Source organism: Corynebacterium accolens, assembly GCF_023520795.1.
GTDB classification, from domain to species: Bacteria; Actinomycetota; Actinomycetes; order Mycobacteriales; family Mycobacteriaceae; genus Corynebacterium; species Corynebacterium accolens.
In genome coordinates this window covers 1,986,968-1,998,363 of the sequence record NZ_CP046605.1, presented here as the reverse complement: position 1 = coordinate 1,998,363, position 11,396 = coordinate 1,986,968, and the positions used below count along the sequence as shown (strand labels likewise).

Annotated in this window: 14 protein-coding genes and 1 tRNA gene; 10 read left to right on the top strand and 5 right to left on the bottom strand. The window is 58.3% G+C overall.

The genetic code is table 11. The features are described 5' to 3' along the window. Nucleotides 1–17: 17 nt before the first annotated feature. Together CACC_RS09530 and CACC_RS09525 are read right to left on the bottom strand one after the other, a co-directional pair. Complete coding sequence (locus tag CACC_RS09530; RefSeq protein ID WP_005277686.1) at nt 18–377, bottom strand: fluoride efflux transporter FluC; 360 nt, start codon at nt 375–377, stop codon at nt 18–20. Next, nucleotides 374–676, bottom strand: a complete 303-nt coding sequence (locus CACC_RS09525) for a fluoride efflux transporter family protein (protein WP_050755820.1) — start codon at nt 674–676, stop codon at nt 374–376. The genes CACC_RS09530 and CACC_RS09525 overlap by 4 nt, the downstream gene beginning before the upstream one ends. Before the next feature lie 85 nt (nt 677–761). On the opposite strand from CACC_RS09525, the gene CACC_RS09520 reads away from it, so the two are divergent. The 3 genes from CACC_RS09520 (at nt 762) to CACC_RS09510 (ending at nt 2,136) form a co-directional block, all read left to right on the top strand. Next, a complete protein-coding gene (locus CACC_RS09520) occupies nt 762–1,208 on the top strand; it encodes a MauE/DoxX family redox-associated membrane protein (RefSeq protein ID WP_023023739.1) in 447 nt (148 codons plus the stop codon). Nucleotides 1,209–1,261: 53 nt separating this feature from the next. After that, nucleotides 1,262–1,987 carry a DsbA family protein gene (locus CACC_RS09515; protein WP_005277691.1) on the top strand — a complete coding sequence of 242 codons (726 nt, stop codon included), beginning with the start codon at nt 1,262–1,264 and terminating at the stop codon, nt 1,985–1,987. Between the two features lie 76 nt (nt 1,988–2,063). Continuing rightward, nucleotides 2,064–2,136, top strand: a tRNA-Ala gene (locus tag CACC_RS09510). Between the two features lie 48 nt (nt 2,137–2,184). On the opposite strand, the gene CACC_RS09505 is transcribed toward CACC_RS09510, so the two are convergent. Next, nucleotides 2,185–2,982, bottom strand: coding sequence for a GDSL-type esterase/lipase family protein (locus CACC_RS09505; protein WP_244262136.1), 798 nt, complete (start codon nt 2,980–2,982; stop codon nt 2,185–2,187). A 114-nt stretch (nt 2,983–3,096) separates the two neighbouring features. Here CACC_RS09505 and CACC_RS09500 point away from each other — a divergent pair, with 114 nt between their 5' ends. Continuing rightward, the gene (locus tag CACC_RS09500) at nt 3,097–3,834 is read left to right on the top strand and encodes a fructosamine kinase family protein (protein WP_005277695.1); all 738 of its coding nucleotides are present in this window, start codon (nt 3,097–3,099) and stop codon (nt 3,832–3,834) included. Here the strand turns inward: CACC_RS09500 and nadE are convergent. Continuing rightward, entirely contained in the window at nt 3,831–4,652 is an 822-nt protein-coding gene (nadE, locus tag CACC_RS09495) for an NAD(+) synthase (protein WP_005277697.1), read from the bottom strand. The two genes, CACC_RS09500 and nadE, sit on opposite strands and share 4 nt — an antisense overlap. 27 nt (nt 4,653–4,679) lie before the next feature. On the opposite strand from nadE, the gene CACC_RS09490 reads away from it, so the two are divergent. The 5 genes from CACC_RS09490 (at nt 4,680) to nrdE (ending at nt 9,562) form a co-directional block, all read left to right on the top strand. Further along, nucleotides 4,680–6,029 (top strand): sugar porter family MFS transporter, encoded by a 1,350-nt coding sequence (locus tag CACC_RS09490; protein ID WP_035108387.1) that lies wholly within the window; start codon nt 4,680–4,682, stop codon nt 6,027–6,029. A gap of 127 nt (nt 6,030–6,156) precedes the next feature. Next, nucleotides 6,157–6,279 carry a type B 50S ribosomal protein L36 gene (gene ykgO, locus CACC_RS09485; RefSeq protein WP_003847162.1) on the top strand — a complete coding sequence of 41 codons (123 nt, stop codon included), beginning with the start codon at nt 6,157–6,159 and terminating at the stop codon, nt 6,277–6,279. A gap of 370 nt (nt 6,280–6,649) precedes the next feature. Further along, the gene (nrdH, locus tag CACC_RS09480; RefSeq protein ID WP_005277732.1) at nt 6,650–6,889 is read left to right on the top strand and encodes a glutaredoxin-like protein NrdH; all 240 of its coding nucleotides are present in this window, start codon (nt 6,650–6,652) and stop codon (nt 6,887–6,889) included. A 24-nt stretch (nt 6,890–6,913) separates the two neighbouring features. After that, on the top strand, nt 6,914–7,345 hold the full coding sequence (nrdI, locus tag CACC_RS09475; protein ID WP_005277734.1) for a class Ib ribonucleoside-diphosphate reductase assembly flavoprotein NrdI: 432 nt from the start codon (nt 6,914–6,916) through the stop codon (nt 7,343–7,345). A 54-nt stretch (nt 7,346–7,399) separates the two neighbouring features. Next, complete coding sequence (gene nrdE / locus CACC_RS09470; protein WP_005277736.1) at nt 7,400–9,562, top strand: class 1b ribonucleoside-diphosphate reductase subunit alpha; 2,163 nt, start codon at nt 7,400–7,402, stop codon at nt 9,560–9,562. On the opposite strand, the gene CACC_RS09465 is transcribed toward nrdE, so the two are convergent. After that, complete coding sequence (locus CACC_RS09465) at nt 9,559–10,245, bottom strand: FadR/GntR family transcriptional regulator (protein ID WP_035108389.1); 687 nt, start codon at nt 10,243–10,245, stop codon at nt 9,559–9,561. The genes nrdE and CACC_RS09465 overlap by 4 nt on opposite strands. A gap of 141 nt (nt 10,246–10,386) precedes the next feature. Here CACC_RS09465 and nrdF point away from each other — a divergent pair, with 141 nt between their 5' ends. Then, nucleotides 10,387–11,376 carry a class 1b ribonucleoside-diphosphate reductase subunit beta gene (gene nrdF, locus CACC_RS09460; RefSeq protein WP_005277742.1) on the top strand — a complete coding sequence of 330 codons (990 nt, stop codon included), beginning with the start codon at nt 10,387–10,389 and terminating at the stop codon, nt 11,374–11,376. The last annotated feature ends 20 nt before the right edge of the window (nt 11,377–11,396 follow it).

The following is an 11,396-nucleotide window of genomic DNA, read 5'->3' as shown; positions in this document are numbered from 1 at the left end:
AGTTGGGAATTGCGTACCTAAATCCCGTGATAGATAAGCCCGGCCCACATCACCCCGCGCCATGCTAGGACCACTCCGATCCCGATGGTCCAAAATAGGTACTTACACAGCGGCCACCATTGCCGCTGCTTCACCATCTCCCCAAGCTCTTTCGCCATGGTGGACCACGTAGAAAGACCACCGGCGAGGCCGAGGGCGAAGAGGGGATGGGCAAAGGGGGCATCGGCAAGCTGCGCAAAGCCCACCGCCAGGCCGAAGACCAAGGAACCCAGGATATTGGATGCGAAGGTGCAATACGGCGAGGGCAGCAGGCGGGTAAAGCCGTAGCGCGCCGCGCCGCCGAAAAAGCCGCCGATAAGGACGAAGAGCAGGTTCATCGCAGCTTATCCCCAGCGAGGTAGGCGGCGGTGCAGCCCACGAGCGTGGCCGCGACATAGGCCAGGGCGATGCTCCAGTGTGAGTCTGCGGTGAAGAAAGCAAAACCGGCGAAACTGGTAAAACCGCCCAAGAATCCGGTGCCCCAGAAGGGGCTTGGGCGGGTATATCCCATCAGCGCGCTGCCGACGATATTAAGGATGAGGAGCGGGAGCATTCCGCCGCCGAGAGCGATGGTAAGCAGGTAGCGGGCACCGGCGCCGAGCGCGGCACCGGAACCGACGATGAGGGAGTGCGGCATGGGGTACATCATAGTGGGCGAAGTCTCAGGAAAAGCACAGGGGTTTGTGTCCGAAAAGGGGAGGTTAAACGCTAAACTAATCGGCGTGAACAATGCGTTTGATGTGGTGAGCTTTATCGCCCGCTTTGGCATGGCCGTGGTGTGGATCATCGCCGGCGTAGAAAAGATGGCGCACCCGCTGGATACCATGCAATCCATCAAGGCCTATGAGATTTTCACGCCGGAATGGTCTGGGTATCTGGCCCAGCTCATTGGCCCGTTGGAGCTAGTGGGCGGAATGCTGCTCTTGCTGGGGATTTTCCTTCGCGAGTCTTCCAAGGTGGCGGCCGTGGTCATGGTGCTTTTCATGGTCGGCATCCTGCAGGCATGGCTGCGTGGGCTGGATATCGATTGCGGGTGCTTTGGTGCTGGTGACGCTACTGCGGAGCCGGGCATGAACTATGGGCTGACGCTGCTTCGCGATGCCGCCTTCCTCGCCCTTACCGCATGGACCATCAAACGTCCGTTCACGAAATTTGCGCTCCACCCGTAGCGGTGGGCACAGTAGGTTGCAAGAGTCCGAAAGTATCAACAGGCAAGGTTTAAATGAGCAAAGTAAGTGACCCAAATGCCAAGTCTGGCAATGGTTTCATCTGGGGCGTCGGCGTCCTCCTCGTCATTATCGCCGTGGTCATTGGCTACATCGTGTGGAATGGCAAGCAGGCCAATGAAATCGAGGTGCAAGACGTCAACATGTCCATGGACTACAAGGACAACGCGATTACCCTGAAGTCCGATGCGGCCAATGACGATACTCCAGAAGTAGACCTGTACGAAGACTTCTCCTGCCCCCACTGCGCGGATCTGGCGGAAAACACCGATGAGGACATGAAGCAGGCGATTGAGGACGGCAAGCTAGTCGTCCACGTGCGCACGCTGAACTTCCTGGATGGCAAGGATGTCGAAAACGAGGACGGTTACTCCACCAAGGCCGTCGCAGCCATGTCAGAGCTGGCTAAGTCTGGCGACGTAAAGACCTACTGGAATTTGCGCGACTACATGATGAAGAACCAGCAGAGCATCGCCACTAAGTGGGATATCGAGGACATTGCTGACCAAGCCAAGGAACTCGGTGCCGAGGATGACGTGGTTGATTCCATCAAGAACGTGGATATCAAGCAGGGCAATAAGGTGGCCAAGGCCAATTATGACAAGTTGAATAAGGAAACCGGCTCTGTTTCCTCGCCGCGCATCGTCCAAGACGGCAAGGACATTCCGGACCGTGAATCCGGTGAATCCTTGAATGACTGGGTAGACATCGCCACCAAGTAGCAGGCGATTTGGTGAGTTAAATACTTGCCATGTATATTTATACGAGTTGCGGCCCACAGGGTTGCACCTCGTATATGGGGCTATGGCGCAGCTGGTAGCGCACCACACTGGCAGTGTGGGGGTCACGGGTTCGAATCCCGTTAGCTCCACAAATTAAGAGTCTCGAGAGGCTAGTTAGCTTCTCGAGACTCTTTTTCTTACTTCAGCGAGTGGCCGATGAGCTCGCCCAGCGCGTGGGTGCCGTTGGCGTTGAGGTGCAGCGGCAGGTTACCTGGCGCCGGTGGCAGCGGGTCTACTAGGTTGACCCACCAGCGGTCAGGAGAGCAGTTATCGTGGCCCGTGGATATCGGGTGGGCATCCAAGAAGGAAGCGCCGTTCTGCTCAGCTACCTCGCGCAGGGTGTTTTGCAGGCGCTCTTCGGTAGAAGCAACCCTGCTAGCCGGAATCGGGATGGTGGCAGAGGTCAGGCACGCGGAGTTGTTATTGGATACCCGCGGGTAGCCCACGATGGTTACCTTCGCATTCGGCGCAAAGTGGTGGGCGACATCGATGGCGCTGCGCATGCCGGTGCGCAGGAAGTGCTCGGAAGCTGCGATATTGTCCTTGTGCGGGTAGGTGTCATTTGCGCCGGCGTGGATGACAACATTCCTAGTCTCGGGGTTGAGATCCCCGTTGCGGGCGGCCGTGCGCAGGGTGTCATCGATGTGCTGGCCGCCGGTGCCGAAGGATGCGCCGGCGCACTGGTATTGATCCACATGCGCACCGGACACCCGCGTCATTTCGTTGGCGATGGAGTTATCGGTAATGCAACCGACTTTGGTGTTTTCTTTTACACCGGCGCGGTTTTGTACGTAGTCAAGGAAATTAGGGTTGGCGACGACGCTATCGCCAGTCAGGACCGTATTGCCAGGCACGGCCGCGGTAGCGACGGTGCTGCCTCCCACGAGTGCGGCAGTGCAAGCGGCAATCGCGGCAAGTTTACTGAAGTTTTTCATGGTGTACCTCAAGGCTTTCGCAGGGACGAAAGCCACACTGATAGGGGATGATTAAGGCCACGATGATCCTAAAGGTTTTCTGGGACAAGCAAAAATGGAGCAGCGAAGATCGTTATGCTGGCGGGTATGCAGACTTTCTCGAAGCGAGTACGCGATGAAGATCAAGCAGGCGCCGAAGCCGCCGGATTGCGGTGGCTGGCGGAAGCCACGGATGCGGTAGTCACCGTCGTGCGCGCGGACGGGAAGGAAATCGTAACCAAGCGCATTGACGAGGTAGCGCCCACCCCAGAGGCCGCGCGGAAGTTTGGTGCGGAGCTCGCGCGCATGCACCGCGCCGGGGCTGCGGCTTTTGGCAGCGCGCCGGAGGGGTGGGAAGGCAAAAACTTCATCGGCACCATTGAACAGGAGTGCACGCCCACCGATAACTGGGGTGAATTTTATACCCAGCAGCGCGTGCTGCCCTTTGCGGAGCCGGCCGGAATCAGCACCGCGCAGCGGGACCTGGTCAAGCGGGCCTGCGATGCCATTGCCGCCCGCAGCTGGGACGTGGTGCCCGCGCGCATCCACGGTGACCTGTGGGCGGGCAACCTGCTTTTCGATGCCCAGGGTGGCATCATGATCGACCCCGCCGCCCACGGCGGGCACCCGCACACTGATTTGGGCATGCTGGCGCTATTCGGCGCGCCCTATATAGAAGAAATCTTCCGCGGCTATGGGGCGCCGCAGGATATTGAGACCTGGATTCCCATGCACCAACTGCACCCGCTGGCCGTGCACGCGCTGACCCACGGCTCGGCGTATAACCGGCCGCTGGAGCGCGCGGCGCTCGCCACGCTGGAGGCGCTGGCCTAGGCGGTTGGCCCCTGGGGCATTTGGCGCTTGTGGATGCCGCGGTGCCACAGGGTCTCGATGCGCTCGCGGGCGGCATCGGGAACCGCCTTGCCCTCTAAGTAGTCATCGATGTGGGCGTAGGTAACGCCGAGCGCCTCTTCATCGGGAAGCTGCGGCTTATCGTCTTCCAAATCAGCGGTAGGGACCTTGGACCAGGTGGACTCCGGCGCGCCCAGGTGCTTGAGCAAAGCCGCGCCTTGGCGCTTATTCAGCCCGGCCAGGGGGAGTAGGTCTGCCGCGCCATCGCCCCACTTGGTGTAGAACGCGGTGACGTTTTCGGCGGCGTGGTCCGTGCCTACAACGAGGGCGCCCACCTCGCCGGCGATGGCATATTGCGCGGTCATGCGCAGGCGCGCCTTGGCATTGCCGCGATTGAAATCGTTCAAGGAATCCTGGCCCACCGCACGTGCCACCTCGTGGCTTAGCGCCGCGGTGGCCGGTTGAATATCAACGGTGAGCCGGCGATCGGGCTGGATGAAATCGAGGGCGATTTGGGCATCATCCTCATCCGCCTGCGTGCCGTGGGGCAGGCGCACGGCCCAGAATTCGGCGCCTTTTACCCGCTCTACCGCTAGCTGGGTGAGCTTTCCCGCCAAGGTGGAATCCTGGCCGCCGGAAATGCCTAGCACGTAGCCTTTGGCATGGGTCATTTCCAAGTATTCCACGAGGAAATCCACGCGACGGGCAATTTCCTCTTCTGGATCGATAAAGGGGCGTACATCCAGCTGTTTTATGATGGATTGTTGCAAGTTTTCGGCATCGGGTGACATGACGTTCATCGTAGTCTCCTGACACAATTGCGTGCTGTGAATAAAGAAAGTTATGTCAAGGTAGTTGCAGGAATTGCCGCCCTTGGCGGTTTATTATTTGGATACGACACCGGCGTGATGTCCGGTGCTTTGCTGTATATCACCCCGGAATTTAATATGACCGCCCACCAAGAGGGCTGGGTGACCTCCATGCTGCTGGTGGGTGCCGCGGTGGGCGCGTTGACCGCAGGCCGCATCGCGGACCGTTTTGGCCGCCGCTTTACGCTGATTGCCGGCGGCATCATTTTCGTTTTGGGCTCCATCTGGTGCGCGCTGGCTGGATCGGTGACCATGCTGGCCACGGCCCGTACCTTCCTGGGCTTTGCCGTTGGTGCGGTATCCATTGTTTCCCCGATGTATATCTCTGAAATGGTGCCGGCCAAGATCCGCGGGCGCATGGTCTCCCTGAATACCTTGCTGATCGTGGTGGGCCAGCTCTTGGCCTACCTTGTAAATTCGGCCCTCGCGCCCACGGAAAGCTGGGAATGGATGCTGGGGCTTGCAGCCGTACCGGGTGCCGCCCTCGCCGTCGGCATGCTCTTCTTGCCAGAGACCCCAGTCTGGCTCGCCACGCATAACAAGATGTCGCGGGCCCGTGAGGTCGCAGGCCGCGCCGGGATGGATCTGGCGGAGCTTACCTCCCAGGAAACGGCGCGCCGCTCCAGCGGCTCCGAGTGGAAGGCGCTGAAGGCCAATCGCTGGATGCAGGTGACGGTATTGCTCGCCATGCTGATGGGCCTGACCCAGCAGATCACCGGCGTTAATGCCATCGTCTACTTTGCGCCCACCATGATGAGCCAGGTGGGAATCTCTACCACCAACTCGGTCTATACCTCGATTGTCATTGGCGTGGTATCCGTTATTGCCTGCTGGGTGGGCCTCAAGGTGGTCGACCGCATCGGCCGCAAGCGCCTGCTGCTCATCGGCCTGACCGGCAACGTGATTTCGCTCTTCATCTTGTCCGTGGCGTACTCGCACGCCGCCGATTCCACCACGATGGCGATGGTCTCCCTGGTATTTATGGCCTCGTTCATTGCCTTCCAGCAAGCAGCGGTCTCGCCGACGACCTGGCTGCTCATCTCGGAGCTCGTGCCCCTGCAGGTGCGTGGCCTCGGCATGGGCATCGCCGGGCTCTCGCTGTGGGCCACCAACTGGGCCGTGGCCCAGTACTTCCTGCCGCTGGTGGAGTGGCTCACCGGCCCGGTAGCCTTTGGTGTCTTCGGCGTGCTGGGGCTCATTGCCATCGGCTACACCCGCATTTTGGTACCAGAGACCATGGGACGTAGCCTGGATGAGGTAGGCGAGGAGATGAAAACCCGCTACTCGCGGGAATCCGCACCCCGTTAAGCCCTAGTGTTTTGGTCTTAATGGCCGGGTGAGGTAAAATTATTCCTCGTGTCATGGCTGGGGATTCCCAGTCCGTGCTTTATTTACTCAACCGCATGTAGATTGCGCATAACGAAAGGAGCGCCCGATGAAGGTCCGTAAGTCCCTTCGGTCGCTGAAGAAGAAGCCGGGCGCCCAGGTTATTCGCCGCCACGGTAAGGTCTTCGTGATCAACAAGAAGGATCCCCGTTTCAAGGCTCGTCAGGGCTAATTGAAACTTAAGGAAGTCCGCCTCCTCCGAGAATTCGGAGCGAGGCGGATTTTTTCGTTGCTGGGGTTCGACGCCAGAATGTGAACTTTGCCACATGTTTAGGTGAACAGAAGGTAAACCCGCAGGAATGGCAGGCGTGTAGTTTTACGGTTGAGTGTCGGGGTGGTCAACATGTGGGGTCTTGCCCCTGGCCCTCCTGGGAATATCATGGGTGTAACTACTATATGTTGTGTCAGTTGCGGTCAATTCCCCCAAAGTATAGTGTCGTTGGTGTCGCTCAGAGCGGTGCAGGAAGTGGCCCGAAAAGGGGTCAGAACCTCCGCTTTCTACGAGCAAAAGCTATCTCGCAAAAGGATTTTAGGGAGTTATTATGTCTATCACCGTCTACACCAAGCCCGCTTGCGTTCAGTGCAACGCCACCAAGAAGGCCCTTGACCGCGCGGGTCTGGATTACAACGTGGTAGATGTCACCGTGGACGATGAAGCCCGTGACTACATTATGGCTCTGGGCTACGTCCAGGCGCCCGTCGTAGAAGCAAGCGGCGAGCACTGGTCCGGCTTCCGCCCTGACCGCATCAAGAACCTTGCAGCGCTAGCTGCCTCTGCGTAAGCAGCCGAGGAGGGAGGTGCCGTCATGTTGGTCGTGTATTTTTCCTCTACTACGGAAAATACGCACCGGTTCGTGCAGAAGCTAGGTTTCCCTAGCGCGCGAATCCCCCTGCGCCGCACCGATGAGCCGCTAGTGGTCAACGAGCCTTTCGTCTTGGTGTGCCCCACCTACGGCGGGGGAGCCTCCATTAGCCACCAAAACTCCCGGCCCGTACCGGTGCAGGTAATTAGATTCCTTAATAATGAGCACAACCGCAGTTTTATTCGGGCGGTTATCGCCGGAGGAAATAGCAACTTCGGCGCCGATTTTGGCAAGGCTGGTGACGTCATCAGCGCCAAATGTAAGGTGCCCTATGTATATCGTTTCGAATTGCTCGGCAACGATGAAGATATAAAAATTTGTCGCGAAGGCCTGCTGGCTAATGCTTCCCAGCTGGGACTGGATGAGGCCGCCTAGCCGCGGTGCGACACACCTAATAGAATCCTGATTTTAAGAAAGGCCGCGTCAGCTGTGAGTACGCAATTGGGAAAGACCGTAGCAGAGCCAGTATCGCAGGAAGAGCAGCTGGATTACCACGCGCTCAACGCCATGCTGAATCTCTACGACGGAGACGGCAAGATTCAATTTGATAAGGACCGCGAGGCCGCCAATCAGTTCTTCTTGCAGCACGTTAATCAGAACACGGTCTACTTCCACGACTTGGAAGAGAAGATCGATTACCTGGTGCGCAATAAGTACTATGACCCCGCGGTTATTGAGGCTTATGACTTCGAATTCATCAAGTCCCTATTCAAGCGCGCCTACTCTTATAAGTTCCGCTTCAAGTCCTTCCTTGGCGCCTATAAGTACTACACCAGCTATACGCTGAAGACCTTCGATGGCCGCCGGTACTTGGAGCGGTTTGAAGACCGCGTCTCCATGACGGCGCTTTTCCTTGGTGATGGTGATGGTGAGCTGGCAGAGCGCCTCGTCGATGAGATCATGACCGGCCGCTTCCAGCCGGCTACGCCAACCTTCCTGAATGCCGGCAAGCAGCAGCGCGGAGAATTGGTTTCCTGCTTCCTGCTCCGCATCGAAGACAATATGGAATCCATTGGCCGCTCCATCAACTCCGCGCTGCAGCTGTCCAAGCGTGGCGGCGGCGTGGCTCTCCTGCTGTCCAATATCCGCGAATCCGGCGCGCCAATTAAGCACATCGAGAACCAGTCTTCTGGCGTCATCCCTGTGATGAAGATGCTGGAGGATGCATTCTCCTACGCTAACCAGCTCGGTGCGCGCCAGGGCGCGGGCGCGGTCTACCTCAACGCCCACCACCCGGACATCATGAACTTCCTCGACACCAAGCGCGAGAACGCGGATGAAAAGATCCGCATTAAGACCCTGTCCTTGGGCGTGGTGATCCCGGATATCACCTTCGAGCTGGCCAAGAACAACGACGATATGTACCTGTTCTCGCCGTACGATGTTGAGCGCGTCTACGGCAAGGCCTTCGGCGATATCTCCGTTACCGAGCACTACGAAGAAATGGTCGAGGACCCGCGCATCCGGAAGAAGAAGATCAACGCGCGCCACTTTTTCCAAACCGTGGCGGAGCTGCAGTTCGAGTCCGGCTACCCGTACATCATGTATGAAGATACGGTAAACCGCGCCAACCCGGTCAAGACCTCCCGGATTAATATGTCCAACCTGTGCTCGGAGATCTTGCAGGTCAACTCCGCTTCCGAGCTCAACGCGGATCTTTCTTATGACCAGGTGGGCAACGATATTTCCTGCAACCTGGGTTCGCTGAATATCGCCATGACCATGGACTCGCCGGACTTCTCCCAAACGGTGGAGACCGCGATTCGCGGGCTGACCTCGGTGGCGGATAAGACCTCCATCGATTCCGTTCCATCCGTGCGCAAGGGCAACGATGACTCACACGCCATCGGCTTGGGCCAGATGAACCTGCACGGTTATTTGGGTCGCGAGCACATCAAGTACGGATCCGAGGAGGGCTTGGACTTTACCAACGCCTATTTCGCGGCCATCATGTATGCCGCCCTGCGCGCCTCCAATAAGATCGCCCGCGAGCGCGGCACGACCTTTACCGAGTTCCCCGAATCCGATTACGCCAGCGGCGAGTTCTTTGACTCCTACGATCCGGCGGAGTTCCAGCCGCGCACGGAGAAGGTCAAGGCTCTTTTCGATGCCTCCTCGATCTACACCCCCACCGCAGAGGACTGGGCGGAGCTGAAGGAGGACGTCGCCAAGCACGGCCTCTACAACCGCAACCTGCAGGCGGTGCCGCCGACGGGCTCGATTTCCTATATCAACAATTCCACCTCGTCCATCCACCCGATTGCCTCAAAGATTGAAATCCGCAAGGAGGGCAAGATCGGCCGCGTGTACTACCCGGCAGCGCATATGGATAACGACAACTTGGAGTACTTCAAGGACTCGTACGAGATTGGCTACGAGAAGATCGTTGATACCTACGCTGAGGCCACGAAGTACGTGGACCAGGGGCTATCGCTGACGCTGTTCTTCAAGGACACCGCCACCACCCGCGATGTGAATAAGGCGCAGATTTACGCTTGGCGCAAGGGCATTAAGACCTTGTACTACATCCGCGTGCGCCAGATGGCCCTGGAAGGCACCGAGATCGAGGGCTGCGTTTCCTGCATGCTCTAAGCGCGGGCGCGGTCCAGGATAGCGCGGGAGGTGCGCTCGGCGGCTTCGGCCTCGCCGGCGTCAATCTCCCGCGCTAAATCCATATGTAGCTGCGTCGTGCCGCGAATCGGATCCCGCTTGCGGGAACCAAAGACGGACTTGCCCTTCAAGATGGCCAGCAAGGCCGGCGCCAGCGCGGCAATCATCTCATTGCCGGAGGCCTCCAAGATGAGGGTATGAAATTGCAGGTCGGTTTCGAGTTCTTCGCCCACCCGTGGGGAAGGGGTGGTCTCGAGCTCGCTGAGCCTTCCTGCTAGCCGCAGCAATTCGCGGCGCTGCTGTGGGCTGGCATTGCGCGCGGCAAGCTGCGCCGCCACCGGTTCGATGCCAAGGCGCAGCTCGTTGAGGCGCGCGACCTGTTCCGCGCGCGTTCTATCGTGGCCCAGCCGCCACGAAATAACGGCGGGATCATAAACCGCCCAGCTGCTGCGCGGCAGCACCTTGAGGCCCACCCGGCGCCCAGAGGAAACCATCCCTAGATGCTCGAGGGTGCGCATGGCCTCGCGCGCCACGGTGCGGGAGATGCCAAAACGCTTTTCGATGTCCCCAAGGCGAAACCGCGTGCCCTCCGCCATGTCCCCGCTGACAATATCCGTGCCCAGTTGATCCACCACGGGTCCCAAGAGGGGAGTGGTGCCTGTCATTTCTTCCTCCATGGTTATACAGCGTTGATTCAGTATAAGCGGTGGCGAAAATCATGCCCTATGCGGCGGGCTTCGTGCGCGCCGAATTGGGTAAACTAGACATCAAAAATCAATCAGTTTCGAGTATTGGAGTGACGTCGCGTGTCGCATGAGTACGATGACTACCTTTCTAGTCACGACCAGCCAGTGAAGGCCATCAACTGGAATAATATCCCAGATGACAAGGACCTAGAGGTCTGGGAGCGGTTGACCGGTAATTTCTGGCTCCCGGAAAAGGTTCCGGTCTCTAATGATCTTCCTAGCTGGAAGACGCTGACGGAAAAAGAAAAAGAAACCACCATGCGGGTCTTTACCGGCCTGACGCTGCTGGATACTATCCAGGGCACGGTGGGCGCGATCTCCCTGCTGCCGGATTCGCAGACCCTGCACGAAGAGGCGGTGTATACCAATATCGCCTTCATGGAGTCGGTGCACGCCAAGTCCTATTCCAATATCTTTATGACCTTGGCCTCCACACCGATGATCAATGACGCCTTCCGTTGGTCCGAGGAAAATGAGAACCTACAGAAGAAGGCGAAGATCATCTTGTCCTACTACAACGGCGATGATCCGTTGAAGAAGAAGGTGGCCTCCACGCTGCTGGAGTCCTTCTTGTTCTACTCCGGCTTCTATCTGCCGATGTACTTCTCTTCCCGCGCGAAGCTGACCAATACCGCCGATATCATCCGGCTGATCATCCGCGATGAGGCCGTGCACGGCTACTACATTGGCTATAAATTCCAGCAGGAATACAAGAAGCTGGATGAAAAGCGCCAGGAAGAATTGAAGGACTACACCTTCGACCTGGCCTTTGAGCTCTATGACAACGAGATCGACTACACCGAGGATCTCTACGACGAGCTGGGCTGGACCGAAGACGTCAAGCGCTTCCTGCGCTACAACGCCAATAAGGCCCTGAATAACTTGGGCTTTGAAGGCCTCTTCCCAGCTGATGAGACCCGCGTCTCGCCGGCCATCTTGTCTTCTCTTTCGCCCAACGCCGATGAGAACCACGACTTCTTCTCCGGCTCGGGTTCGTCCTATGTCATCGGCAAGGCCGAGGACACCACGGATGACGACTGGGACTTCTAACCTTTCCCGCGCACCCTCGC

Excerpts from the sequence above, each read along its gene's own strand:
- CACC_RS09530 (WP_005277686.1), bottom strand. The coding sequence starts at position 377 with ATGAACCTGCTCTTCGTCCTTATCGGCGGCTTTTTCGGCGGCGCGGCG.
- CACC_RS09525 (WP_050755820.1), bottom strand. The coding sequence starts at position 676 with ATGCCGCACTCCCTCATCGTCGGTTCCGGTGCCGCGCTCGGCGCCGGT.
- CACC_RS09515 (WP_005277691.1), top strand. The coding sequence starts at position 1,262 with ATGAGCAAAGTAAGTGACCCAAATGCCAAGTCTGGCAATGGTTTCATC.
- CACC_RS09505 (WP_244262136.1), bottom strand. The coding sequence starts at position 2,982 with ATGAAAAACTTCAGTAAACTTGCCGCGATTGCCGCTTGCACTGCCGCA.
- CACC_RS09500 (WP_005277695.1), top strand. The coding sequence starts at position 3,097 with ATGCTGGCGGGTATGCAGACTTTCTCGAAGCGAGTACGCGATGAAGAT.
- nadE (WP_005277697.1), bottom strand. The coding sequence starts at position 4,652 with ATGAACGTCATGTCACCCGATGCCGAAAACTTGCAACAATCCATCATA.
- ykgO (WP_003847162.1), top strand. The coding sequence starts at position 6,157 with ATGAAGGTCCGTAAGTCCCTTCGGTCGCTGAAGAAGAAGCCGGGCGCC.
- nrdH (WP_005277732.1), top strand. The coding sequence starts at position 6,650 with ATGTCTATCACCGTCTACACCAAGCCCGCTTGCGTTCAGTGCAACGCC.
- nrdI (WP_005277734.1), top strand. The coding sequence starts at position 6,914 with ATGTTGGTCGTGTATTTTTCCTCTACTACGGAAAATACGCACCGGTTC.
- CACC_RS09465 (WP_035108389.1), bottom strand. The coding sequence starts at position 10,245 with ATGACAGGCACCACTCCCCTCTTGGGACCCGTGGTGGATCAACTGGGC.